The organism is Spongiactinospora sp. 9N601, from assembly GCF_044326295.1.
Lineage (GTDB): Bacteria > Actinomycetota > Actinomycetes > Streptosporangiales > Streptosporangiaceae > Spongiactinospora > Spongiactinospora gelatinilytica.
Genome location: NZ_JBIRBB010000032.1, coordinates 28,475 through 50,893 on the forward strand (window position 1 = coordinate 28,475; position 22,419 = coordinate 50,893).

The following is a 22,419-nucleotide window of genomic DNA, read 5'->3' on the forward strand; positions in this document are numbered from 1 at the left end:
AACTGAGCCTGCAACTGAGCCGCGTGAAATGCGGTATAATGACCCTTGACCGCGAACCGCTGTCCGACTTCATCGGATAGCGGTTTTTTGCGTTTCCAGGGGCCTTTCCACCCCGGTTTCCCGCGCCGAAGGAGCCGTATGTCCGACTTCCCCCGCCAGTTCGCCCGCACCCGGCGTTTCTCCCTCGGAGTCCCCGCCCACGTCACCCTCTCCCCCGACGGCGGCACGGTGTACTTCCTGCGCGGCCGGGCCGGCGACGACCCGGTGTCCTGCCTGTGGGCGCTGGACCGCGCGACCGGCGCGGAACGCCTGCTGGCGGACCCGCCGACCCTGCTCGCCGACGCCGCCGAAGTACTGTCCCCGCAGGAACGCACCCGCCGCAACCGGACCTTCGAGCTGTCGTCCGGCATCGTCTCCTACGCCGCCGACGACGCCTGCGCACTGCTGGTCTTCGCGCTGTCCGGGAGGCTGTGGACATACCGGACCACGGACGGCGAGCCGCGCGCGCTGCCCGCCACCGAGCCGGTGATCGATCCCCGCCCCGACCCCACCGGACGGCGGATCGCCTACGTCAGCGGCGGGACGCTGCGCGTCATCGAGGCCGACGGCCGTGACGACCGCCCGGTCGCCGCGCCGGACGACCCCGAGGTGAGCTACGGCCTGGCCGAGCACGTCGCCTCCGAGGAGATGGGCCGGCACCGCGGATACTGGTGGTCCCCCGGTGGCGATCGGCTGCTGGTCGCCAGGGTGGACACCACGCCCGTGCCCCGCTGGTACATCGCCGACCCCACGGATCCCTCCCTCCCGCCCGCCACGATCCGGTATCCGGCGGCGGGCACGGCCAACGCCGAGGTGACGCTGTGGATCGCCGACGTCTCGGGCGGCCCGCTGACCCCGGTGGAGTGGGACGTCACGGCGTTCGAGTACCTGGCGCGCGCCGGGTGGGACGCGCGCGGGCCGTACGCGGCGGTGCAGGACAGGAGCCAGCGGCACGTCCGGGTGCTCGGTGTGGACCCGGACACCGGGGCCGCCGAGGTGCTGGCCGACCAGCACGACGACGCGTGGGTCGAGCTGGTGCCCGGCCTGCCCGCGCGTACGGCGGCGGGCGCGCTGGTGACCTCCGCCGACCTGGACGACACCCGCAGGCTGGTGGTGGCCGGGCGGCCGGTCACCCCGCCGGGGCTGAACCTGTCGGCGGTGGTCGCGGTGGACGGCGAGACGGTGCTGTTCACGGCGTCGGAGGAGCCGACCGAGACGCATCTTTGGGCCTACGACCCGGCGGCGGGGACGCGGCGGCTGAGCGAGGAGCCCGGCGTCCACACCGGGACCGGCCGGGCGGGCAGCGTCGTGCTGGTCTCCCGCACCCTGGACCGGCACGGCACGCGCACCGCCGTACGGGGCGGGGGACACCCGCCGGTCGAGATCGCCTCCCGCGCCGAGACGCCCGTGCTGGAACCGCGGGTCGAGATGCTCACGCTCGGGCCGAAGCGGCTGCGTGCCGCGCTGTTCCTGCCCTCCTGGCACCGCGAGGGACCGCTGCCGGTGCTGATGGACCCCTACGGCGGTCCCGCGCTGCGCAAGGTGACCGCCGAGCGGGGGTGGTGGGGCTACATGTCGCAGTGGTTCGCCGAGCAGGGGTTCGCGGTGCTGGCGGTGGACGGCCGGGGCACACCCGGGCGCGGCCCGGCCTGGGAGCGCGCGATCCACTTGGACATCGCCGGACCAGTGCTGGAGGACCAGGTGGAGGGCCTGCACGAGGCCGCCCGGCGCTTCCCCGCCCTGGACCTGACCCGGGTGGGCATCCGGGGCTGGTCGTTCGGTGGCTACCTGGCGGTGCTCGCGGTACTGCGCCGCCCCGACGTCTTCCACGCCGCCGTCGCCGGGGCGCCGGTCACCGACCAGCGCCTGTACGACACGCACTGGCGCGAACGCCACCTCGGCCTGCCCGCCGAGCACCCGGACGCGTACGACCGGTGCTCGCCGATCCGCGAGGCCGCCGGGCTGAGCCGCCCGCTGCTGCTGATCCACGGCCTGGCCGACGACAACGTGGTGGCCGCGCACACGCTGCGCCTGTCGGCCGCGCTGCTCGCCGCGGGCCGCCCGCACGAGGTGCTGCCACTGCCCCGGACCACCCACCTGCCGTCCGACGAGGCGGTGGCCGCGAACATGCTCACCCACCAGCTCCGGTTCCTGCGCCGGGAACTGGGCGTGGCCGGGCGGCCCGCCGCGGAGGTCAGGTGAAGTCCAGCTTGCCGGTACGGGTGCGCTTCAGCTCGAAGAACTTCGGATATCCGGCCAGCAGCCGGGCCCCGTCGAAGATCCGCAGCGCGTCCTCGCCGCGTGGGATCGCCGACAGCACCGGCCCGAAGAACGCCACCCCGTCGATGTGGATCGTGGGGGTGCCGACGTCCTCGCCCACCGGGTCCATGCCCTCGTGGTGGCTCTTGCGCAGCGCCTCGTCGTAGTCGGTGACCCCGGCGGCGTCCGCCAGGTCGTCCGGGAGCCCAACTTCGGCCAGGGCCTCCCGGACGACCTGCGGGTAGTCCTTGTTCTGCTGGTTGTGGATGCGGGTGCCGAGCGCCGTGTAGAGGTCGCGCAGCACCGGTTCGCCATGCCCCTGGGCGGCGGCGGCGAGCACCCGGCCGATGCCCCTGCCCCGGTCGAGCCGGGCGCGATAGTCGTCGTCGATGTCGCGGTCCTTGTTCAGCTCGTACAGGCTCATCACGCGAAATCGCAGGTCGATGTCCCGGAGCCGCTCGACTTCGAGGATCCAGCGCGAGGTGATCCAGGCGAAGGGACAGACGGGGTCGAAGTAGAAATCGACGGCCGGACGGCCGGCGGTTGCGGACCGATCGGGATTTGTCATGCTCCCTACCATCGCACAACCCTGAATCTTCCCTACCTCCCGGGTAGGGAAAGCGGAACGAGCCCCGCTAACGGTACGGACGCTCGTGCCGCAGTGCGAGCCGTACCGCGCCGTAGATGATGGCGAACTGCACGAGCATCCCGACGATCCACCATAAGAACCCGAGACCCATCCCGAACCCGGCTAATTCCATGTGCGCCTCCTCTGTCGAATGATCAGCCCGGCGAGTATGACATGCGGGCGATCGGCACCGCGAGGGATGATGCGGATAGGTCAGAAAGCCAGGGGGAGGCGGACGCTGATGGGGCGGGGCCGATTGCGGGTGTATCTCGGGGCGGCCCCCGGGGTCGGGAAGACCTACGCGATGTTGTGCGAGGGGCGGCGGGCGCTGGCCCGGGGCCGGGATGTGGTCGTCGGGCTGGTGGAGACCCATGGCCGGGCCCAGATCGCCGCGCTGTTGGAGGGGCTGGAGATCGTCCCGCGGCGCACGGTGGTGCATCGGGGGGCGTCGTTCACCGAGTTGGATGTGGCGGCGGTGCTGGCTCGTCGTCCGCGGGTGGTGCTGGTGGATGAGCTGGCGCATACGAATGTGCCGGGTTCGGGTAATGCCAAGCGGTGGCAGGACGTGCTGGAGATCGTGGCGGCCGGGATCGATGTGGTCACGACGGTGAACGTGCAGCATCTGGAGTCGGTCAACGATGTGGTGGAGCGGATCACGGGGGTGGTGCAGCGGGAGACGGTGCCCGATGAGGTGGTGCGGCGGGCCGATCAGGTTGAGCTGGTGGACATGTCGCCGGAGGCGTTGCGGCGGCGGCTGGCGCACGGGAACGTGTACGCGCCGGAGAAGGTGGACGCGGCGCTGGCGAACTATTTCCGGGTGGGGAATCTGACGGCGTTGCGGGAGCTGGCGCTGTTGTGGGTGGCGGGGAAGGTGGACGAGCAGCTTGATCGGTACCGGGCCGAGCACGGGATCGCGGCGACGTGGGAGGCGCGTGAGCGGGTGGTGGTGGCGCTGACGGGTGGCCCGGAGGGGGACACGCTGGTACGCCGGGCGGCGCGGATCGCCGCGCGGTCCAAGGGCGCGGACCTGATGGCCGTCCACGTCACCAGGGGAGACGGCCTCAGCGGGGCCGACCCGGCCCACTTGTCCAGGCAGCGGACCCTCGTCGAGGACCTCGGCGGCAGCTACCACCAGGTGGTCGGCGACGACATTCCGGGCGCACTGCTCGACTTCGCCCGTGGGGTGAACGCGACGCAGCTCGTGCTGGGGGCGTCCCGGCGGGGGCGGCTGGCGCAGTTGTGGGCCCGGGGTGTCGGAGTGGAGACCACCGCGCGGTCCGGCTCGATCGACGTCCACATGATCCCGCACGACCAGGCCCGGCGCGGCCGGCGGCCGGTCCCCTGGCCTGATACCGGGCTGACGGTGACCCGGCGGGTGGCCGGCTGGGCGCTGGCCCTGCTCGGCCTGCCGGTGCTCACCCTCGCCATGTCCGCGGTACGCGAGCACCTGTCCCTGCCCAGCGTGATCCTGATCTTCCTGCTGCTGGTGGTGGCGGTCGCGCTGGCCGGTGGCCGGTGGCCCGCGATCACCGCGGCGGTGGGGGCGTTCCTGCTGATCAACTGGTACTTCACGCCGCCCGTCCGCGACCTGACCATCGCCGACCCCGACAACGTGCTCGCGCTGGTGGTGTTCGTGGTGGTCGCGATGGCCGTCAGCGCCATCGTCGACCTCGCCGCCCGCCGCACCCGCGAAGCCGCCCGCGCCGGAGCCGACGCCGAAGTACTCTCCACCCTCGCCGGACACGTCCTGCGCGGCGAAGCCGCCCTCCCCTCCCTCCTCGCCCGCCTCCGCGAAACCTTCGCCCTGGAATCGGTCACCCTCCTCGAACGCACCACCCCCACCACCCCCTGGCGCATCGCCGCCACCGCCGGCGGACCCCCCGCCACCACCCCCGGCGACGCCGGCACCGACGTCCACATCGACGACCACCTCATCCTCGCCGCCAGAGGCCGCCTCCTGCACGCCGCCGACCGCCGCGTCCTGGAAGCCTTCGCCGCCGAAGCCGCCGTCGCCCTCCGCCAAGAACGCCTGCGCGCCGAAGCCGAAAAAGCCCGCCCCCTCGCCGAAGCCGACCGCATGCGCACCGCCCTGCTCGCCGCCGTCAGCCACGACCTGCGCACCCCCCTCGCCTCCGCCACCGCCGCCGTCGACGGCCTGCGCGCCACCGACGTCCACTGGAGTCCCGCCGACCGCGCCGAACTCCTCGACACCGCCCACGAATCCCTCGCCCGCCTGGACCGCCTGGTCGCCAACCTCCTGGACATGAGCAGACTCCAGGCAGGTGTGCTCGGCGTGTCGGCGGAGCCGGTCGCGCTGGGGGAGATCCTGCCGGGCGCGCTGGACGAACTGGGCCCGCTCGCGGGCCGGGTGCGCCTCGACGTCCCCGCCGACTTCCCCGACCTGCTGGCCGACCCCGCGCTGCTCGAACGCATCCTGGCCAACCTGGTCTCCAACGCGGTCCGCTACAGCCCGCCCGACCGGCCCGTCGTGGTCACGGCCGGCCGGTACGGCGGGCGGGCCGAGATCCGGGTCATCGATCGCGGCCCCGGCATCCCCCGCGACCGTCATGAACACGTCTTCCTGCCGTTCCAGCGGCTCGGCGACCGCGACACCCACACCGGCGTCGGGCTCGGCCTGGCCCTGTCGCGCGGCCTGGCCGAGGCGATGGGCGGCACGCTGACCCCCGACGAGACCCCTGGCGGCGGCCTCAGCATGGTCCTGACCCTGCCGCTCGCCGAAGAGGCATGATTCACCAGGCTGTCTGGGGTAGGGGACCGTCGTGCGTGTTGGGGTGTGCTTGTCACTGAGCGGGCGATATGCCCGGTTCGGCCGTCAGACGGCGGCCGCCCTTGCGGCATGGCGGCGGCTGGAGAGTTCGGTGGACCTGATCGTGGAGGACGACCAGAGCGATCCGCGGACACTTGAGGCAGTCATGCCCGGTGTGCTCGGCGGATGCGACATCATGCTCGGCCCGTACGCGACCGACCTCGTACGGGCCGCCGGGCCGATCGCGGCCGACGCCGAACGGGTCCTGTGGAACCACGGCGGCTCCGGCGACGACGTGCAGGCCGCCTTTCCCGGGTATCTGGTGTCGGTGCTGTCGCCCGCGAGCGAGTACGCCCGGCCGTACCTCGAATGGCTGGCGAAGGCCCGGCCGCTCGCGCCGCTGTGGATCGGCGCGGGCAAGGGCTCGTTCGCGCAGCACGTCAAGGCCGGGGCCGAGGAGGCCGCACGAGAACTGGGCGTGCCGGTGGCGCACGGCGACATGCCGACCGACGGGGAATGGGACCTGCTGTCGGCCGGCGGCTTCGACGAGGACATCGCGACCGTCGAGCGGGCCGGGGCGGCGAGCCGCCCGCCCCGGCACATGTGCACGACGGCGGCCGGGGTGTCCGCGTTCGGCACGGCGGCGCCGCACCCGCAAGGCGTGTTCGGCGTCGCCCAGTGGGCGCCGAACCGGCGGCCGGACGGCGACGTTCTCGGGCCGCGGGAGGCGGACTTCCTTTCGGTGTACGCCGACCTCTCCGACTTCCTGGCCGCCGGAGTGGTCGTGCCCGGCTTCCTCGCCCGCGCCGCCGAGTACCCGGACTACCCGGCGGTGCAGGCCGTCGCCGCCGGAATCCTGGCCGTCCACTGCGCCCACCAGGCCGCGAGCACGGCCCGGCAGGACGTCTGGGAGGCCGCCGTGTCCCTCGACACCGCCACGCTGTTCGGCAGGTTCCGCGTCGATCCACGCACCGGGGCGCAGATCGGACACCGCATGACGCTGGTGCGCTGGTAGCTCAGAGCGCCTGGCGCGCGTTCGCGGCGGCCGTGACCAGGTTCGCCAGCGCGGCCTCCACCTGCGGATAGGTACGGGTCTTGAGCCCGCAGTCCGGGTTGACCCAGACCCGCCCGGCGGGCAGTACGGCGAGCGCCGCCCCGAGCAGCTTCTCGACCTCGGCCACGGACGGCACCCGCGGTGAGTGGATGTCGTAAACCCCCGGCCCCAGCCCGCGGGTGAACGCGCCGACGGCCGACTCCGCCAGGATGCGCCCGTCCGACCTGGCCGACTCGACGCTGGTCACGTCGGCGTCCAGGCCGTCGATGGCGGCGGCGATCTGGTCGGCGTCCGAATAGCACAGGTGGGTGTGGATCTGCGTGGCGTCGCCCGCCCCCGAGGTGGCCCGCCGGTACGCCCCGACCGCCCCCGCCAGGTAGGCGTCCTGGTCGGCGCGGCGCAGCGGCAGCAGTTCGCGCAGCGCGGGCTCGTCCACCTGGACGATGCCGATCCCGGCCGCCTCCAGGTCGGCCACCTCGGCCCGGATCGCGTCGGCGACCTGGTACATCACCTCGCGCAGCGGCAGGTCGTCGCGGCGGAACGACCAGGCGGTGATCGTCACCGGGCCGGTCAGCATGCCCTTGACCGGCTTGGCGGTGAGCGACTGCGCGTAGGTCGCCCAGCGGACGGTGATCGGCTCGGGGCGGCTCACGTCGCCGTGCAGGATCGGCGGACGGGTGCAGCGCGAGCCGTAGGACTGGACCCAGCCGTGCCGGGTGACCGCGAAGCCGTCCAGGTGCTCGGCGAAGTACTGGACCATGTCGTTGCGCTCGGGCTCGCCGTGTACCAGGACGTCCAGGCCCAGCCGTTCCTGCACGCCGATGGCGTGCTCGATCTCGGCGCGGACCAGCGCCTCGTAGTCGGCCTCGGCCAGCGTGCCCGCCGCGACCTGGGCGCGGGCCGCGCGCAGCTCGCCGGTCTGCGGGAACGAGCCGATCGTGGTGACCGGCAGGACGGGCAGCGACAGGCGTCCGGCCTGGGCGGCGGCGCGCACCGGATAGGGGCCGCGGCCCTCCGGCTCGGCCGCCGGCGCGCTCTCGCGGGGGCGCGACGGTACGGCGGCGCGCTGCGGGCGTGCCCCCGACCCGAACAGGGCGGCCAGCTCGACCACCTCGGACACCTTCTGCTCGGCGAAGGCCAGCCGGTCGCGCAGCGCGGGGTCCAGGCCGGTCTCGGCGTTCACGTCGTACGGTACGTGCAGCAGCGAACCCGCCGTGCCCACCACGACCTGCCCGGCCTGGACGGCGTGCAGCGACGCGAGCGCCCGGTCCCGGTCGGTACGCCACACCTCGCGCCCGGACACCACCCCGGCCACGACGACCTTCCCGGCCAGCGCCGGATGCCGGGGCACCCCGCCGCGCACCAGGTCCACCGCGATGCCCTCGACCGGGGACTCGGCGAGCGCGGGCAGCGCCTCGCCGAGGTCGCCGAAGTAGGCCGCGACCAGCAGCGCGGGCCGCCGGGTCAGCGCGCCCAGCCGGTCGTAGGCGGCGCGGACGGCGGCCAGCTCGGCGGGGGTGCGGTCGGCGACCAGGGCGGGCTCGTCGAGCTGCACCCACGCGACGCCCTCGTCGGCCAGCGCCGCCAGCAGCGCGGCATAGCCGCCGAGCGCGTCGTCCAGCCGGTCCAGCGGCGCCGTGCCCTGTGACAGCAGCAGGAACGTGATCGGGCCGACCAGGACCGGCCGGGTCTCGTACCCGAGCGCGCGAGCCTCGCGCACCTCCGCCAGCGGCTTGCCCGCGTCGGCCGGGCCGAACGCGGTGCCGGGGCCGATCTCCGGGACGATGTAGTGGTAGTTCGTGTCGAACCACTTCGTCATCCGCAGCGGCGCGAGTCCGGAGGTGCCGCGGGCCATCGCGAAGTAGGTCTGTTCCGGGGTGTCGCTGCGGTACCGCTCGGGGACCGCGCCGAGCGCGACCGCGGTGTCCAGCATCTGGTCGTAGTAGGAGAACGTGTTGGACGGCAGCGCGGCCAGGCCGAGCCCGGCGAGCCGCCGCCAGGTCTGCTCGCGCAGCCCGGCTCCGGCGGCGCGCAGGTCGGCGGCGCTCGCCGTGCCCTCCCAGTAGGACTCCAGCGCCCGCTTCAGCTCGCGGCGCGGGCCGATCCGCGGGTATCCGAGCACGGTCGAGGTGCCGGGAAACGACACTGCGGTCACGATGTGTTCCTTCCACTTCCGGCCGTATCTGCAAGTCCTGCGCATCCTGCCGAGCGCCGGCGGGCTCGCGTAACATCTATTGGTGTCCCGAATCGATCCCGCGCCGCCGTTGCGGGAGGTCGGTTGTTTCGCCGCGGTCGCCAGGCACCTCGGCTTCTCCCGCGCGGCGGCCGAGCTGGGCATCTCCCAGCCCGCCGCGAGCCAGGCGGTCGGCCGCCTGGAGCGGGCCCTTGGCCTGCGGCTCTTCGAGCGCACCAGCCGCGAGGTGCGGCTGACCGCGGCGGGCGCGGCGCTGCTTCCGTACGCCGAGGCGTTGCTCGACGGGGCCGCCGCGTTCACCGCCGAGGCCCAGCGGCTGGCCGCGCAGGCCGGTCCGGTCATTCGGCTTGCTTATCCATCGCTGCTCGGCGAGCTGGCCGCCCAGGTCGCCCGGCGGCTCGCCCGCCGCACCCCGCCGATCGAGGTCGAGTTGCGGCCCGCCGGCTGGGCGGCGGCCACGGCGGCGCTGGCGGCGGGCGAGGCGGCCGTGGCGATCGTCGGCGCGCCGTTTCCCCGGGAGTTCACCACGGCGGCGCGCTTCCATGTGCCGGTCGATCACATCGCCGTCCCGGCCGGTGACCCGCTGGCCGGTTCGTCCGAGTTGCGCCCGGACCGGCTGGGCCGGCACAAGATCCTGATGCCCGGTGACCGGCCGCCCGGCGGCATGTGGGCGCGGCTGGCCGTACGGCTGCGCGGCCCGCACCAGTACCGCGTGGTGGCCGACGACATCGACGACTTCGCCGCGCTGCTCGACCTGGTCGCGGCGGGGGCCGGGCTGCTGCCCACGCCGCACCTGCTGGTGCGGTCGGTACGCCGGGCCGATGTGGTGTTCGTCCCGTTCGAGGCGGGCGGGCTGCGTTTGTCCTACGGTGTGGCCTGGTCCCCCGAGCGCGTGTCGCCGGAGGTGATGGCGCTGGTCGGGGCGGTGCAGGAGGCCCTGTGGACGCGGTGACTCACTCGTCGAAGAGCCGCGCCACGCCGTCCAGGATGCGGTCCAGCGCCCAGCGGAAGTCCTCCTCGTCCGACTCGCCGGAGTCGAAGACCCCGGCGTCGATCACCGCGTGCATCGCGGGGAAGTCGCGCGGGTCGAGGAGCCTGCGCAGCAGCGCGCTGTAGCCGGCCAGCGCGCCGACCTCGGTGTCGTCCTGTTTGCCGTGGAAGGCCGTCTCCAGCTCGATGAGCAGCGCCGCCTGGCCGCGCAGGAAGATCGAGAGCATCAGCATCACGCCCAGCTTCTCGTCCTCGCGCAGCGGGGTGCCGGCCAGCGCGCGCAGCCCCTGCTCCATCCAGCGCAACTGGTTGGGCGTGGTGGGCGGCCCGAACACCGGGATCTGGACCGTCCACGGACTGCGCCGGTGGGCGGCCATCATCTGCCGGCTCCACCAGGTCAGGCCGCCCCGCCAGTCCAGCCCCGGCGGCGGCTCCGGCGGGGGGCCCGCAGCCGCGTCCAGCATGAGCATGAGCAGTTCGTCCTTGGCGGCGACGTAGCGGTAGAGCGACATGGTGGAGACGCCCAGCTCGGCGGCGACCCTGCTCATCGAGACGGCGGGCAGCCCTTCGGTCTCGGCCACGTCCATCGCGGCCTGGACGATCCGGGACAGCGTCAGCCCTGGCCGGGGGCCTTTGCCGGGACGTCTGCGGATGCCCCAGGCCGCCTCGATGCTCGCCGGGAGCCCGGTGCCGCCGTTCTCGTCGACCATTGCTCTCCTTGACCGTCGCACTCCTTCTGTGTATATCCTACGCAAAGAGATATACGCCATACGCAGTAGCGCGTACTCAATACGCAGTTAGGGGGACGACATGCGGCCTGCGGTCGAAGCGCGCGGCCTGGAGAAATCGTTCGGCGAGGTGAGCGTGCTCGCCGGAGTCGACCTGGAGGTGGCGGCGGGCACCGTGTTCGCCCTGCTTGGGCCCAACGGCGCTGGAAAGACCACGACGATCCGCATCCTGACCACGCTGATCAGGGCGGATCGTGGCGAGGCGCGGGTGGCCGGGTTCGACGTGGTCCGGCAGCGCGCCGAGGTTCGCCGCGGCATCACCCTGACCGGCCAGTACGCCGCCGTGGACGAGTTGCAGACCGGCGCGGAGAACCTGCGCATGATGGCCAGGCTGCGCGGTATGTCCGGATCGGCCGCGCGCCGCCGCGCCGCCGAACTGCTCGACCGCTTCGACCTCACCGACGCGGGCGGCCGGCGGGTCGCCACGTACTCCGGCGGCATGCGCCGCCGCCTGGACCTCGCGGCCGGCCTGGTCGTCCCGCCCTCGGTGATCTTCCTGGACGAACCGACCACCGGCCTCGACCCGCGCAGCAGGCAGGCCATGTGGCAGGTCATCACCGACCTGGTCGGCACCGGGGTGACCGTCTTCCTCACCACCCAGTACCTGGAGGAGGCCGACAAGCTGGCGGATCGGATCAGCGTCATCGACGGGGGCACGGTGATCGCCGACGGCACGGCCGACGACCTCAAGCGGCAGGTCTCCGCCCAGCGGCTGGACCTGGTCATGGCCGACCCGGCCGCGTACTCGGCCGCCGCGGGGGTGCTCGGCGGGCGGGTCGCGCACGGCGATCCGGCCAAACTGACCCTGTCGGTGGCGACGGACGGCAGCGCCGCGCACGTACGCGCCGTACTCGACGAAGTGGACCCGGAGCGGGGCGCGGTACGGACCTTCGGTGTGCACAGCGCCACCCTTGACGACGTTTTCCTGACCCTGACCGGCCGCTCTGCTCGTGAGAAGGAGCCCGCGCATGTCTGACCTCGCCATCCGCCCCGCTCGCGCGCATTGGCCGGTGATGGCCACGCGGTGCCTGCGGCTGTCGCTGCGCGGCGTGGACGCGCTGATCATCGCGCTGCTGCTGCCGGTGATGCTGATGCTGGTCTTCGTGTTCCTGTTCGGCGGGGCGATCGAGACCGGCACGGAATATGTGACCTATGTGCTGCCCGCCGTACTCGTCCTGTGTGCCGGATATGGCGCGTCGCTGACCGCGGTCGGGCTCAGCCAGGACATCAAGGACGGGATCATCGACCGGTTCAGGTCCATGGACGTCGGCGGCCCGGCCATCATGGCGGGCCATGTGCTGGCGGGCACCGCGCGTAACGCGATGTCGCTGGTGCTGGTGTTCGGGGCGGCGTTCGCGATCGGGTTCCGGCCCCGGGCCGACCTGGTGGGGTGGCTGGTGGCGGTGGGGCTGCTGCTGGCGTTCGTGCTGGCCATGTCGTGGCTGTCGGCGGCGATCGGGCTGCTGGCCAGGACGCCGGAGGCGGCGGGCGGGTTCGGGTTCGTGATGCTGTTCCTGCCGTACATGAGCAGTGGGTTCGTGCCCATCGAGACGATGCCGGAGGCCATTCACGGGTTCGCCACGCACCAGCCGGTGACGCCGATCATCGACAGTGTGCGCGGCCTGATGCTGGGCGAGGCGGTCGGTACGCGGCCCATGGTGGCACTCGCGTGGTGTGCCGGGATTCTGGTGGTGTCGGTGGTCTTGTCGGGTGTGTTGTTCGCCCGTCGTACGGCCCGCTGAGTCTTCAGGTGAAGCGCGGGTCGAGCGTACGGCGGGCGGCCTCCACCGCCGGTGGCAGCCGCCGCCGCGCGGCCAGGGCCCGGGGCAGCCGGGCCACCGCGTCCCGCAGCCCGCGCCGGCCGGCCCGGCCGCCGCGCAGCGCCGTCGTGGCGGTCACCTGGGCGACCACCCTCCACGGACGCCGCAGCACGGCGGTCAGCACCGCGTTGCGGGCGGCGAGCGCCCGTCGTCCGGCCGGATCGCGGGAGGGCGACGGATGGTGATGGGCCACCACGCCGGGGACGTAGGCCAGGCCCCAGCCGGCCGCCGCCAGGTCCAGCGCGAGGCGTTCCTCCTCACCGAAGAAGAACACCACGTCGTCGAACCCGCCCACGGTCAGGAACGGCGCGCGGCGCACCACCGCGCCACAGGCCAGAAAGCCCAGCACGTTCGGTCCGGGCAGGTCGGACTCGCGGCCGATGGGCGCCCGTGCCATCTCCGCGCAGATCGGGTCCACCCGTTCGGCGGGGCCGACGAGCAGCCGCCCGGCGAGCAGCGCCAGGCGGGGATGGGCGTCGAGCAGGTCCGCGGCGCGTTCCAGCGCCCCGGGGGCCCACCAGGAGTCGTCGTCGGCGAAGGCCACGTACGGCGTGGTGGCCAGCCGTACGCCCAGATTGCGCGCGGGCGCGCCCAGGTTGCGGCCCGCCTCGATCACCGTGACGTGCGGGAACCGCTCCCGCACGAAGCCCGGCGTGCCGTCCGACGAGCCGTTGTCCACCAAGATCACCGGCCCTTCGTGGCAGGCCAGCGACCGCGCGAGATCCGCCCGCCGATCCCGGCTCACCACCACCACCGTCACCCGCGCGACCGCCATCCGGGCTGCTCACCAGCCCCGGTCGGTGGTTCCCGAGCCGTGCCCGGACACCCGTGCCACGTCGCGCGCGCCCTGCCCGAGCAGCCGGCCGGACAGGTCCGCGAGCGCACGCCCGACGGCCAGCTCGTCGCCGATCACGGCGACCGGCCGGTCGGACGGGTTGCGGCGGGCGTTGCCGATGCCGATGTGCTCCTCGCCGGTCGGCATGGTCAAGATGGCCTGCGCGGTCGTGTTGACCTCGTCCTCGACCACGTTGACCTCGATGTTCCAGTGCTTCTCGGTCATGACCTGGACACCCCCCTTCTCGGCTAGGTACGTCCCCTCTGCCCCGTACTGCCTCGGCAAACGCCGTGTCACCTCTCATATGTGGGGAAGGGGAGGCCCGTGGAGGACAATGTCCAGATCGCGCTACCCGGAATGCGGCTCAGGCTCCCCGGGCAGCTCGCCCTGCCGCCGGATTCCAGCATGGTCGTCGCCTTCGCGCACGGCAGCGGCAGCGGCCGGAACAGCCCGCGCAACCAGTACGTCGCCGAGGCGCTGAACGAAGCCGGCCTCGGCACCCTGCTGTTCGACCTGCTCACCACGGAGGAGAGCGCCGACCGGCTGAACGTCTTCAACATCCAGCTCCTGGCCTACCGGCTCGACCTGGTCACCGACTGGCTCCGCGCACAGGCCCCCGACCTGCGGGTCGGCTACTTCGGCGCGAGTACGGGGGCCGCCGCCGCGCTCCAGGCCGCCGGTGAGCGCGGCACCGACATCGCCGCCGTCGTCTCCCGGGGCGGCCGTCCCGACCTCGCCGCCGAATGGCTCGGCCGGGTGCGCGCCCCGACCCTGCTCATCGTCGGCGGCGACGACCCCGAGGTCGTCGAACTGAACGGCGCCGCGCTGCGCCGCCTGGAACACGCCGAAGCCCACCTGGAGATCGTCCCCGGTGCCACTCACCTCTTCGAGGAGCCCGGCGCCCTGGAAGCCGTCGCCGCCCTCGCCTGCGCCTGGTTCACCACCCATTGACCCTTCAGGCCGTTTTGCCGGGCGGGGGGCCGTACCACTGGACGGCCTGCCCGGTGACCTCCGCGATGCACTTGAAGTCGTGGTCGCGGTGCAGGAGGGTCAACCCCTGAAGCTCGGCGGTCGCGGCGATGATCAGATCGACGGGCCCCGCACTGCGGTGCCGGCCACGCCGGGTGCGCGCGTCCTGGACCTCCCAGGCACGCGCGTACGCGCGATCGTCCACCGGCACCCGGCCGAACAGCTCCCGTAGCCGGTCGATGCCGCGCCCGCGGCCCGGCCGCCGCCGCGCGGTCCCAGCCGAACCGATCGGGGTCGTCGGGCAACAGCCTGGCCGGCGCGCTCGTGTCGATCAGGAACTAGGCCGCGGAACTCGGCCGCGTTCAGCGGCGGTAGTTTCGCTTGTCCTCAAGCAACCCGAGGTCGAACGCGCCCTCGGCGGCCTCGCGCAGCCGGGTCAGCGCCAGCGCACGACGCCGGTTCTCCAGCGCTTCGCGGAGGGCGCTGTTGACGGTCTCCCTCTTGGTGGTCGTGCCCAGGGCCTTGGCGACATCGGCCGGCAACTGATCGTCCGGGTCGATCACCGTGCGACTCATGCATCCTCCCTGGCATCACAGGCATATCCGGGTATATCGCCGTGGCTGGCGCGTGACCAGCGCTTCTGTCGGTGGGGCAGTGTTCAATGGCTTTTGGACATTGTCCAATGACAAAGGAGATCCGCAATGGCCATCACCGGCATCGCGGCCGGCGTGCCCTACCTCGCGCTGCCCGCCTCGACGCCCGGCGCTCCCGTGGTGGTGGGCTGGCACCTGCTCGACTCGCCCCGCACCGAGGCCGCCTTCGCCGCCGCCGTGCCGCTCGACGGGCTCGACGCGTGGCGGATCTACCTCGGGCTGCCGCTCAGCGGATCGCGGCTGCCGGAGGGCGGGTTCGAGGAGCTGGGCCGGCTGGCGGCCGAAGACGCCGTGCTCAACGTCCATCGCCCGGTCGCGTACGGCGCGGCCGAGGAGTTCCGCGCGGCCTGGCCGGAGCTGCGCGACCAGCTCGGTTTCACCGGCACGCGGATCGGCGTCATGGGCGGGTCGGCGGGCGCGGCGGCGGCCCAGCTCGCCGCGCTGGAGAGCGCGCCCGCGCTCGGGCTGGAGGTCGGCGCGGCCGTGCTGATCAGCCCGGTCATCCGGCTGCGGGCCACCATCACCGGCCTGGCCCGGCAGTACGGCATGACGTACGCATGGTCGCCGGAGTCCGACGAGGTCGCGCGGCGGCTCGACTTCGTGGCCCGCGCGGGCGAGTTCGGCGACACGCCGATCCTGGCCGTCGTCGGCGAGCTCGACGACCAGGAGGGGTTCCAGGGCCCGGCGGCGGAGCTGCGTGCCGCACGGGGCGAGAGCGCCGAGGTGGCGACCATCCCCGGCATGGGCCACGCGCTCGCCGACGAGCCCGGCATCGAGCCCGCGCCACAGACCACGCACGCCAAGGAGGTGGACGCGCTGGCCACCGAGTGGTTCCGCGGGCACCTAGGGTCGTTGGAAAGGGCATAGTGCGGGCCATGCGTTACTCGTTCAACGTCCCCAACTTCGGAGATTTCGCATCGCCGCGGGTCTTCGCCGACCTCGCGCGCCGGGCGGAGCAGGCCGGCTGGGACGCGCTCTTCGTCTGGGACCACGTGGTGGAGACCAAGGCGCTGCATCGCATGATCGCCGACCCGTGGATCCTGCTCACCGCCGCCGCCCTGGCCACCTCGCGCATCCGGCTGGGCACCTCGATCACGCCGGTGGCCCGGCGTAGGCCGTCCAAGCTGGCCAGGGAGGTCACCACGCTCGACCGGCTCACCGACGGCCGGGTGACCCTGGGGGTGGGGCTGGGCGCGCCGCTCGACGACGAGTACGGCTCGTTCGGTGACACGACCGATGCCAAGGTGCTGGCCGAACGGCTGGACGAGGGCCTGCACGCGCTCGACCTCCTGTGGTCCGGCGAGCCGGTCAGCTACCACGGCAACCAGGTCACCATCGACGACGTCACCTTCCTGCCGACCCCGGTGCAGCGGCCCAGAGTGCCGATCTGGGTGGGCGGCTTCTGGCCCAACAAGGCCCCGATGCGCCGCGCGGCCCGCTGGGACGGCGCGATGCCCACCATGGCCGGCGCCGACGTGGCGCGCACACCGACCCTCACCGAGGTGACCGAGCTGGTCACCTTCCTGCGGGCATGCCGCGCCGAATACGGGTTGGCCGACCGGCCGTTCGACATCGTGACCGGCGGGCGCAGCCCGTCCGGCCCTGCCGGGCATGACGTCGTCGGGCCGCTCGCCGACGCGGGCATCACCTGGTGGGACGAGCGCCTCCCCTGGGAAGAGGCCGAGCAAGCCGACGCCGTGTTCCGCCGCATCGATGAAGGCCCGCCCCTGTTGTGACCGGATGGCCGATCCGTGCTCGCGACGTGTGTCGGGTGTGTCGTGCGGAGTGCAGTCTGGCCGTCCGGCTGATCGACGTCGTAGCCCGGCCGGTCCGGCGGGGCGTGGCGTTGTCGGGCCGCTCGCCGACGCGGGCATCACCTGGTGGGATGAGCGCCTGTCGGGGGAGGAGCCTGAGCAGGCCGACGTCGTACTCCGCCACACCGGCCAAGGGCCGCCCCTATTGTGATCGGATGGCCGATCCGTACTGGAATCACAACGTTCACTACCAGCGGCTCGTCCTGAAGCTCGTGCCGGAAGGCTGCGCGCACGCCCTGGACGTCGGCTGCGGTGACGGCCTGCTGGCCGGCAAGCTGACCGCCAGGGCGGGCACGGTCACCGGGGCGGATCGGCATCCCGGCGCCATCGAGACCGCCCGCGCCCAGCACGGCGACGTCCCCGGCCTGTCCTTCGTCCAGGCCGACTACCTCGACGACCCGGCGGGGCTGCTGCCGGAGGGCAAGTTCGATTTCGTCAGCGCGGTCGCCGTCGTCCACCACGCCGACTTCGGCCAGGCCACGGCCGCCCTGACCCGCCTGCTCGCTCCGGGCGGGCGGCTCGTGGTGATCGGCCTCGCCCAGAACCGCTCCCCCCTCGACTGGATCATCAGCGGCACCGCCCAGGTCGTCACCCGCCTGCACCAGTTGCGGCACGGCCCCAAGAGCGGAGCGGGCATGCCCGTCATGGACCCCACCATGAGCTGGGGCGATGTGGGCAGAGCGGCCCGCGCCACCCTGCCCGGCTGCCACTGGCGCCGCCTGCTGCTACGCCGCTACCTGCTGGTATGGGACAAACCGGGCCGGTAACACGGAGGAAACGGCGATACTCCTACAAAGGTCCTCGAACCATGACCGCGATGAGAGGACCATGCGGATGAAGTTGCGGAAAGGGACTGGAGCCGCCGGGCTGGCCTGCGCGATGCTCACCCTCCTCGGCGGCACGCCCGCCGCCGCTCACGACGGACGCCCGGCGGGCGACGTACGGCGGGCCATGGACGAACTGGCCCGGACCCCCGGCGTGGTCGGCGCGATCGCCGGACATTACGTGGACGGCAGGCGCGCCGGGCGGTGTGGTCTCCACCACGCGTGACGTCAGCGCGTTCTTCCGGGCGTTCCACCAGGACGGGCTGTTGCCACCGGAACTGCGGCAGGTGCTCACCGAACGGCCCGGCGGCCCCGCGCAGAATGGCGGGGGCGGCGGCCTGTGCGGGGGCGCGCTCAAGGGGGCGCTGGTGTTCGGCGGCACGGCGGGGTTCACCGCCATGACCTTCGCGTCGTTCGACGGGCGCACCCAGTACGCCGTGTCCACGACACACAGCGTCGCGGACACGGCGGCGATCGGCCCGGCGATGGTCAAGTCCGCCGAGTCCGTACTGTGCGCGACCTGATCTCAGGGACGGCGGGCGCGCAGGCCGTATGAGGTCGGGGCCCACTGGTCGCCCAGCGGGAACCGCATGCGCCCGTCCGGGCTCCGGACCAGCTTGGGGTCGATCTCCTCATCGAACCACTCGGTCAGCGACTCCACCCGCAGCCCTGCCCCCGCCGCCGCACTCACCACCTCACCCAGGCCGTGGGCGTACTGGACGGTCTCGCTCACCTCGGCGTCCAGCCCGGCCACGGCGTAGGAAGTACCGCTGTCGAAGCGGACGGGCTTCTCCCCCGCGTACGGGAAGTCCACGACCAGGGGCTGCGCCGAGTCGATCATGTTCACCAGCGGATGCATGTCGATCAGCACCAACACCCCACCGGGCCGCAGACACGCCGCCGCCGACGCCATCCACTCAGCGGCCGACCGAATCCAGCACAGCACCCCATAGGAGGCGAACACCACATCAAACCGCCCGGCCAAGCCGGCCGGCAGCGCCAGCACATCGGCCTGCACGAACCCCACGGTCGGCCGGGCTTGTGCCCCCGATCGCACCTGGGCGGCCGGTTGAGCCTCTTCCGCCAGCCCGGCTTGCGCGTCTGGCCCAGCTTGTGCGTTCGTCTGCGGCAGTGTGGCCGGCCGGACCTCCGTCGCCAGCCCGGCCTCCGCCGCGAGCCGCCGCGCCCGCTCCACCGCGACCGCCGAGAAGTCCACCCCCGTGACGTTGGCCCCGGCCCGCGCCCACGACAACGTGTCCAGCCCGAAGTGACACTGCAGGTGCAGCAGCTCCAGCCCGGCGACATCCCCGACGGCGGCGTTCACCTCCGCCCGCTCCCGGTCGGTCAGCGACGACCCGCCGGCCAAGAACCCGGCCACGTCGTAGTACTCATCATCCCCACGCCCATGCCGCTCGGCCAGCGCATCCCATCGCTTCTGATTGACGATCGTCGCGTCGCTCGCATTTCTCACGTTGAAAAACTACCCAACCAGGTCCAGCGGCCAGGGCCTGGCGTCCGACCCCCGCGATCTGTTGGCCGGGGCCGGTACGGCAAGCCCACTCTCGCCGCCCGCCGTTCCGGCCCGGCCAACAAGCCCGGTTCTGTGGGATCGGTCAACTCCGAGGCCGAACGCGCCGCCACGCACGCCATCCTCGATGACCCGGAACGGGCGCCGCGTCCGCCCGCCTTCCAGGGGCGGGCGGTAGCTCCGACGGCCACCGTTGTCGCGGCTTGGCGGGACTTGTCGTACTTCAGGTGGTCAGTCGAACTCGCCGGTCTTGATATTGCCGACGAACCACGCCCATTCCGCGGCGGAGAACCGCAAAACCGCCCCCCGCACGTCCTTACTGTCGCGAATCGCTCGCCCTCCGCCAGGCAAGGTCGCGACTTCGACGCAGTCGGAATTGTTGGCCCCGCTGTATGAGCTCTTGCGCCAGGAAAGCGCGCCGCACTCCACGAAAGCCATGACCGTCCCTCGCCTCTATCGAAATCGCTCCGCCAGCTCGGCCAGATACGTCAGCGACGCCTCCGGGCTCAATGCCGACGCGCGCACATGGTCATATGCCAGCGTATAACTCCGCACGTCTTCCGGCTTCTCCAGAAACAGGTCACCGGCGACCGTCCCGACGTGGACCAGGCTCGGGTCCTCCGGCGCGGCGAATCGCAGGATCGTGAAGGGATTGTCGAGGGCGGCGTGTGCGCCTGTGCCGTTCGAGACCACCTGGAGGTCGATGTGCGGCCGGGCGGCCATTTCGGTGATGTGCAGGATCTGCCTGCGCATCACATCGGCCCCGCCCACGTGCTTGGCGAGCGCCGCCTCGTCGATCACCACCTTGAACGCCGGAGGATCATGCCGGTCGAAGATCTGCCGACGGGCCATGCGGGCCTCCACCCGCCGCGCGACCTTGGCGTCGTCGGTCACCCGGCCGCCCCCGCGGAACACCGCGGCGGCGTAGTCGGCCGTCTGGAGCAGGCCGGGGACGAGCAGTGCCTGGAAGGTGCGGATCTCGCTCGCCTCCGTCTCGAACTCGGGCAGCGCGCCGACCAGGAACACGTCCTTGTACTCCTCCCACCACCCGCGCTGGCGCGCCTCCCGGGCGAGGGCGATTACGGACTCCCGCAGGGATGGGTCGGTGACACCGTAGACGTCGAGGAGATCGCGCACGTCACGGACGCTCGGCAGCTTCCACTCGTTGCGTTCCATCCGGGTGAGCTTGGACGCCGTCCATTCGAGCCGCCGGGCCACCTCGTCGGCGTGGAGCCCGGCGTCCTGGCGGAGCCGGCGCAGCAGCGAGGACAGTCGGCGGCGGCGCACCGTCGGGCTGTAGGGCACGGGATCTCCTGTTGAGGGGGTCGTAGCGCGGGAGCAATGTGCTTGCCTTGCGATTGAGGTATTACGTGGGGCTCCGTCTTGCAAAAACGCTTTGGGGATACGAGCATGACCCTAGCAGTTTCAGCTACGGAGAGTAAGGCATCGATGACACATATCGACTCGCCGCACCACCTGGGCCCATGCTCGTCCGCCCGGCGGGCCGTCCACCGTCGGTCAGTTGACCTACACTGCCGGAGTGCTGTGCAACGCCCCTCCGCTGCCGCAGGACAGGCCCCCCGGCGTACTGCGGCACCGGTGCGGCCGAGCCTCCCGCCCCGGTGAGCCGATGTCCCCGCTGATGTCCCCGCTGATGTTCCGGCCGGTGTTCCCCCCGACGGACGCGGGCCCGCTGCGGGTGTCATCGCAGGCTGGTGCCGCACTACCAGCATTCCCCGCGCTGCCCGCGCTGCCCGCGCTGCCCGCGTTATGCCTGGCCACGCCCACAGCCTGGGGGGCAGCCGCATGATGCCGGACGATCGGCGGCTGGAGGTCATCCGGCAGACCTATCCCGGCTGGCGGATCACCGTCCTCAAGGGCGTGTGGTTCGCGACCCGGCACCGTCCGCCGGACACGGTGGAGCGGGCGCTCGGCGTACACCACCAACTCGCCCGCCTCACCGGAGACGATCTGGTGGCCGCGCTCGCCGAGCAGGCCGACATCCTGCACCGCGCCCGCCGTACCTGAAGCGCCACAAGCACCAGAAGTACCTGAAGAAGAGATCTCGCATGACCATTGTTGAGAACATCGACGCCCGCGGAATGCGGCACTGCGAGACCACAACGCTCGGCGTGCTGCTGAGGCACGCCGGGCTCGACCTTTCCGAGCCGATGCTCTTCGGCCTCGGCTCCGGACTTTCGTTCATCTACTGGGACGCCAAGGGCATGGACCTCCCCCTTCTCGGGGGCCGGGTGAAGCCTTTCGAACTGACCAAGAACCTGTCCACCACCCTGGGCCTGGACCTTTCGGTCGCGGAGACCTCCTCCGCCCGCAAGGCATGGCACAACGTGGCCGCCCCCATCGATTCCGGCTGGCCGGTGGGCCTGCAACTCGACAGTTATCACCTGGATTACTTCACGACCAGGATTCATTTCGGCGGCCACGTCGTCGCCATGTACGGCTACGACGACGACCACGCCTACCTGGTGGACACCGACCAGCAGGGCGGCGCGGTCCGTACCACCCTGGACAATCTCGCCCTGGCCAGATCCGAGCGCGGCCCGATGACCGCGAAGAACCGGTCGTTCACCATAACCGCCCCGAACAGCCCCGCCGCCGCCGTTTCCTGGCAGGCGGGCATCGTGCCCGCGATCCGTTCGTGCGCCACCGCCTTTCTCGCCGCCCCCATCGCCAACCTGGGGCATCGCGGCATCGAAAAGGCCGCGGGCCAGGTACGGAAATGGCTGCTGCGCACCGACGATCCTCGGCGGCACCTGCCGCACGCCGCACTGCTCATGGAACGGGGCGGCACCGGCGGCGCGCTTTTCCGCAATCTCTACCGCGATTTCCTCGGCGAATGCACCGACCATGGGGAAAGCAGCGAAATCCGCACCGCCCACCGCCTGTACGGCGAGGCCGCCGCCCTGTGGACCGACGTCGCCGCCCTGATCGCAAAGGCCGGCGAGACCGGCGAGGCTGGCGACGACGCCTACCTGAACCAGGCCGGCGATCTCCTGCTCAACCTCGCCCGCATCGAAAAGGACGCGATGCTGACACTGAGCCGCATCTAAAACAACGCGCCCGACCCACCCGCCCCGGACCCATCCGATCCCGACCACCCGGCCCCACCCGATCCCGACCACCCGGCCCACCCGACCGGTCGGCCCCACCCGGCCCGACCCATCTGGCCCGGCCCACCCGGCCCGACCCCACCCGGCCCGGACCCATCCGATCCCGACCACCCGGCCCACCCGGCC

At 72.3% G+C, this 22,419-nt stretch carries 26 protein-coding genes; 15 read left to right on the plus strand and 11 right to left on the minus strand.

The window, feature by feature from the left end:
- Positions 1-138: 138 nt before the first annotated feature.
- A complete protein-coding gene (locus ACH34R_RS42270) occupies positions 139-2,241 on the plus strand; it encodes a prolyl oligopeptidase family serine peptidase (RefSeq protein ID WP_397567253.1) in 2,103 nt (700 codons plus the stop codon).
- Here ACH34R_RS42270 and ACH34R_RS42275 read toward each other — a convergent pair.
- Entirely contained in the window at positions 2,234-2,866 is a 633-nt protein-coding gene (locus ACH34R_RS42275; protein ID WP_397567254.1) for a disulfide bond formation protein DsbA, read from the minus strand. The two genes, ACH34R_RS42270 and ACH34R_RS42275, sit on opposite strands and share 8 nt — an antisense overlap.
- Positions 2,867-2,933: 67 nt before the next feature.
- The gene (locus ACH34R_RS42280; protein WP_397567255.1) at positions 2,934-3,059 is read right to left on the minus strand and encodes a hypothetical protein; all 126 of its coding nucleotides are present in this window, start codon (positions 3,057-3,059) and stop codon (positions 2,934-2,936) included.
- A gap of 108 nt (positions 3,060-3,167) precedes the next feature.
- On the opposite strand from ACH34R_RS42280, the gene ACH34R_RS42285 reads away from it, so the two are divergent.
- Positions 3,168-5,675: a DUF4118 domain-containing protein gene (locus tag ACH34R_RS42285; protein WP_397567256.1), complete on the plus strand. Its 2,508-nt coding sequence runs from the start codon at positions 3,168-3,170 to the stop codon at positions 5,673-5,675.
- Positions 5,676-5,706: 31 nt separating this feature from the next.
- Entirely contained in the window at positions 5,707-6,708 is a 1,002-nt protein-coding gene (locus ACH34R_RS42290) for an ABC transporter substrate-binding protein (RefSeq protein WP_397567257.1), read from the plus strand.
- Between the two features lies 1 nt (position 6,709).
- Here the strand turns inward: ACH34R_RS42290 and metE are convergent, their stop codons facing one another.
- A complete protein-coding gene (metE, locus tag ACH34R_RS42295) occupies positions 6,710-8,902 on the minus strand; it encodes a 5-methyltetrahydropteroyltriglutamate--homocysteine S-methyltransferase (protein WP_397567258.1) in 2,193 nt (730 codons plus the stop codon).
- Between the two features lie 82 nt (positions 8,903-8,984).
- Here metE and ACH34R_RS42300 point away from each other — a divergent pair, with 82 nt between their 5' ends.
- Positions 8,985-9,893: a LysR family transcriptional regulator gene (locus tag ACH34R_RS42300; RefSeq protein ID WP_397567259.1), complete on the plus strand. Its 909-nt coding sequence runs from the start codon at positions 8,985-8,987 to the stop codon at positions 9,891-9,893.
- Position 9,894: 1 nt separating this feature from the next.
- Here ACH34R_RS42300 and ACH34R_RS42305 read toward each other — a convergent pair whose 3' ends face one another.
- On the minus strand, positions 9,895-10,641 hold the full coding sequence (locus tag ACH34R_RS42305) for a TetR/AcrR family transcriptional regulator (protein WP_397567260.1): 747 nt from the start codon (positions 10,639-10,641) through the stop codon (positions 9,895-9,897).
- 100 nt (positions 10,642-10,741) lie between these two features.
- Between ACH34R_RS42305 and ACH34R_RS42310 the strand changes: the two genes are divergently transcribed.
- Entirely contained in the window at positions 10,742-11,695 is a 954-nt protein-coding gene (locus tag ACH34R_RS42310) for an ATP-binding cassette domain-containing protein (RefSeq protein ID WP_397567261.1), read from the plus strand.
- Positions 11,688-12,461, plus strand: coding sequence for an ABC transporter permease (locus tag ACH34R_RS42315; RefSeq protein ID WP_397567262.1), 774 nt, complete (start codon positions 11,688-11,690; stop codon positions 12,459-12,461). Before ACH34R_RS42310 ends, ACH34R_RS42315 begins: the two co-directional genes overlap by 8 nt.
- 4 nt (positions 12,462-12,465) lie before the next feature.
- Here the strand turns inward: ACH34R_RS42315 and ACH34R_RS42320 are convergent, their stop codons facing one another.
- Together ACH34R_RS42320 and ACH34R_RS42325 are read right to left on the minus strand one after the other, a co-directional pair.
- Positions 12,466-13,314 carry a glycosyltransferase family 2 protein gene (locus ACH34R_RS42320; protein ID WP_397567263.1) on the minus strand — a complete coding sequence of 283 codons (849 nt, stop codon included), beginning with the start codon at positions 13,312-13,314 and terminating at the stop codon, positions 12,466-12,468.
- 9 nt (positions 13,315-13,323) lie between these two features.
- Complete coding sequence (locus tag ACH34R_RS42325; RefSeq protein ID WP_111169348.1) at positions 13,324-13,599, minus strand: DUF1876 domain-containing protein; 276 nt, start codon at positions 13,597-13,599, stop codon at positions 13,324-13,326.
- 99 nt (positions 13,600-13,698) lie between these two features.
- On the opposite strand from ACH34R_RS42325, the gene ACH34R_RS42330 reads away from it, so the two are divergent.
- A complete protein-coding gene (locus tag ACH34R_RS42330; protein ID WP_397567264.1) occupies positions 13,699-14,325 on the plus strand; it encodes a dienelactone hydrolase family protein in 627 nt (208 codons plus the stop codon).
- Positions 14,326-14,329: 4 nt separating this feature from the next.
- Here the strand turns inward: ACH34R_RS42330 and ACH34R_RS42335 are convergent, their stop codons facing one another.
- Both ACH34R_RS42335 and ACH34R_RS42340 read right to left on the minus strand, forming a co-directional pair.
- On the minus strand, positions 14,330-14,632 hold the full coding sequence (locus ACH34R_RS42335) for a PIN domain-containing protein (RefSeq protein WP_397567275.1): 303 nt from the start codon (positions 14,630-14,632) through the stop codon (positions 14,330-14,332).
- 73 nt (positions 14,633-14,705) lie between these two features.
- Entirely contained in the window at positions 14,706-14,918 is a 213-nt protein-coding gene (locus tag ACH34R_RS42340) for a type II toxin-antitoxin system VapB family antitoxin (protein WP_397567265.1), read from the minus strand.
- A 126-nt stretch (positions 14,919-15,044) separates the two neighbouring features.
- Here ACH34R_RS42340 and ACH34R_RS42345 point away from each other — a divergent pair, with 126 nt between their 5' ends.
- From ACH34R_RS42345 to ACH34R_RS42365, 5 genes are all read left to right on the plus strand, one after another.
- Positions 15,045-15,863, plus strand: a complete 819-nt coding sequence (locus tag ACH34R_RS42345) for a prolyl oligopeptidase family serine peptidase (RefSeq protein WP_397567266.1) — start codon at positions 15,045-15,047, stop codon at positions 15,861-15,863.
- An 8-nt stretch (positions 15,864-15,871) separates the two neighbouring features.
- Complete coding sequence (locus tag ACH34R_RS42350; protein ID WP_397567267.1) at positions 15,872-16,732, plus strand: LLM class flavin-dependent oxidoreductase; 861 nt, start codon at positions 15,872-15,874, stop codon at positions 16,730-16,732.
- 233 nt (positions 16,733-16,965) lie between these two features.
- Positions 16,966-17,577 (plus strand): class I SAM-dependent methyltransferase, encoded by a 612-nt coding sequence (locus ACH34R_RS42355; RefSeq protein WP_397567268.1) that lies wholly within the window; start codon positions 16,966-16,968, stop codon positions 17,575-17,577.
- Positions 17,578-17,644: 67 nt separating this feature from the next.
- Positions 17,645-17,860: a hypothetical protein gene (locus ACH34R_RS42360; RefSeq protein ID WP_397567269.1), complete on the plus strand. Its 216-nt coding sequence runs from the start codon at positions 17,645-17,647 to the stop codon at positions 17,858-17,860.
- Positions 17,841-18,158: a hypothetical protein gene (locus tag ACH34R_RS42365; protein WP_397567270.1), complete on the plus strand. Its 318-nt coding sequence runs from the start codon at positions 17,841-17,843 to the stop codon at positions 18,156-18,158. The genes ACH34R_RS42360 and ACH34R_RS42365 overlap by 20 nt, the downstream gene beginning before the upstream one ends.
- 2 nt (positions 18,159-18,160) lie before the next feature.
- On the opposite strand, the gene ACH34R_RS42370 is transcribed toward ACH34R_RS42365, so the two are convergent.
- From ACH34R_RS42370 to ACH34R_RS42380, 3 genes are all read right to left on the minus strand, one after another.
- The gene (locus tag ACH34R_RS42370; protein WP_397567271.1) at positions 18,161-19,105 is read right to left on the minus strand and encodes a class I SAM-dependent methyltransferase; all 945 of its coding nucleotides are present in this window, start codon (positions 19,103-19,105) and stop codon (positions 18,161-18,163) included.
- 288 nt (positions 19,106-19,393) lie between these two features.
- A complete protein-coding gene (locus tag ACH34R_RS42375; RefSeq protein WP_111169354.1) occupies positions 19,394-19,600 on the minus strand; it encodes a DUF397 domain-containing protein in 207 nt (68 codons plus the stop codon).
- 15 nt (positions 19,601-19,615) lie between these two features.
- Positions 19,616-20,467, minus strand: coding sequence for a helix-turn-helix domain-containing protein (locus ACH34R_RS42380; RefSeq protein ID WP_397567272.1), 852 nt, complete (start codon positions 20,465-20,467; stop codon positions 19,616-19,618).
- Between the two features lie 217 nt (positions 20,468-20,684).
- On the opposite strand from ACH34R_RS42380, the gene ACH34R_RS42385 reads away from it, so the two are divergent.
- From ACH34R_RS42385 to ACH34R_RS42395, 3 genes are read left to right on the plus strand one after another with little or no spacing between them, the layout of a single operon-like run.
- Complete coding sequence (locus ACH34R_RS42385) at positions 20,685-20,972, plus strand: hypothetical protein (protein WP_397567273.1); 288 nt, start codon at positions 20,685-20,687, stop codon at positions 20,970-20,972.
- A complete protein-coding gene (locus ACH34R_RS42390) occupies positions 20,969-21,190 on the plus strand; it encodes a hypothetical protein (protein WP_111169356.1) in 222 nt (73 codons plus the stop codon). The genes ACH34R_RS42385 and ACH34R_RS42390 overlap by 4 nt, the downstream gene beginning before the upstream one ends.
- A gap of 41 nt (positions 21,191-21,231) precedes the next feature.
- Positions 21,232-22,233 carry a BtrH N-terminal domain-containing protein gene (locus tag ACH34R_RS42395; protein ID WP_397567274.1) on the plus strand — a complete coding sequence of 334 codons (1,002 nt, stop codon included), beginning with the start codon at positions 21,232-21,234 and terminating at the stop codon, positions 22,231-22,233.
- The last annotated feature ends 186 nt before the right edge of the window (positions 22,234-22,419 follow it).

What these genes read in the sequence shown, in the direction of transcription:
- ACH34R_RS42270 (WP_397567253.1), top strand. Translation starts at nt 139, where the DNA reads ATGTCCGACTTCCCCCGCCAGTTCGCCCGCACCCGGCGTTTCTCCCTC.
- ACH34R_RS42275 (WP_397567254.1), bottom strand. Translation starts at nt 2,866, where the DNA reads ATGACAAATCCCGATCGGTCCGCAACCGCCGGCCGTCCGGCCGTCGAT.
- ACH34R_RS42280 (WP_397567255.1), bottom strand. Translation starts at nt 3,059, where the DNA reads ATGGAATTAGCCGGGTTCGGGATGGGTCTCGGGTTCTTATGGTGGATC.
- ACH34R_RS42285 (WP_397567256.1), top strand. Translation starts at nt 3,168, where the DNA reads ATGGGGCGGGGCCGATTGCGGGTGTATCTCGGGGCGGCCCCCGGGGTC.
- ACH34R_RS42305 (WP_397567260.1), bottom strand. Translation starts at nt 10,641, where the DNA reads ATGGTCGACGAGAACGGCGGCACCGGGCTCCCGGCGAGCATCGAGGCG.
- ACH34R_RS42310 (WP_397567261.1), top strand. Translation starts at nt 10,742, where the DNA reads ATGCGGCCTGCGGTCGAAGCGCGCGGCCTGGAGAAATCGTTCGGCGAG.
- ACH34R_RS42315 (WP_397567262.1), top strand. Translation starts at nt 11,688, where the DNA reads ATGTCTGACCTCGCCATCCGCCCCGCTCGCGCGCATTGGCCGGTGATG.
- ACH34R_RS42320 (WP_397567263.1), bottom strand. Translation starts at nt 13,314, where the DNA reads ATGGCGGTCGCGCGGGTGACGGTGGTGGTGGTGAGCCGGGATCGGCGG.
- ACH34R_RS42325 (WP_111169348.1), bottom strand. Translation starts at nt 13,599, where the DNA reads ATGACCGAGAAGCACTGGAACATCGAGGTCAACGTGGTCGAGGACGAG.
- ACH34R_RS42340 (WP_397567265.1), bottom strand. Translation starts at nt 14,918, where the DNA reads ATGAGTCGCACGGTGATCGACCCGGACGATCAGTTGCCGGCCGATGTC.
- ACH34R_RS42345 (WP_397567266.1), top strand. Translation starts at nt 15,045, where the DNA reads ATGGCCATCACCGGCATCGCGGCCGGCGTGCCCTACCTCGCGCTGCCC.
- ACH34R_RS42350 (WP_397567267.1), top strand. Translation starts at nt 15,872, where the DNA reads ATGCGTTACTCGTTCAACGTCCCCAACTTCGGAGATTTCGCATCGCCG.
- ACH34R_RS42355 (WP_397567268.1), top strand. Translation starts at nt 16,966, where the DNA reads ATGGCCGATCCGTACTGGAATCACAACGTTCACTACCAGCGGCTCGTC.
- ACH34R_RS42360 (WP_397567269.1), top strand. Translation starts at nt 17,645, where the DNA reads ATGAAGTTGCGGAAAGGGACTGGAGCCGCCGGGCTGGCCTGCGCGATG.
- ACH34R_RS42375 (WP_111169354.1), bottom strand. Translation starts at nt 19,600, where the DNA reads ATGGCTTTCGTGGAGTGCGGCGCGCTTTCCTGGCGCAAGAGCTCATAC.
- ACH34R_RS42390 (WP_111169356.1), top strand. Translation starts at nt 20,969, where the DNA reads ATGATGCCGGACGATCGGCGGCTGGAGGTCATCCGGCAGACCTATCCC.
- ACH34R_RS42395 (WP_397567274.1), top strand. Translation starts at nt 21,232, where the DNA reads ATGACCATTGTTGAGAACATCGACGCCCGCGGAATGCGGCACTGCGAG.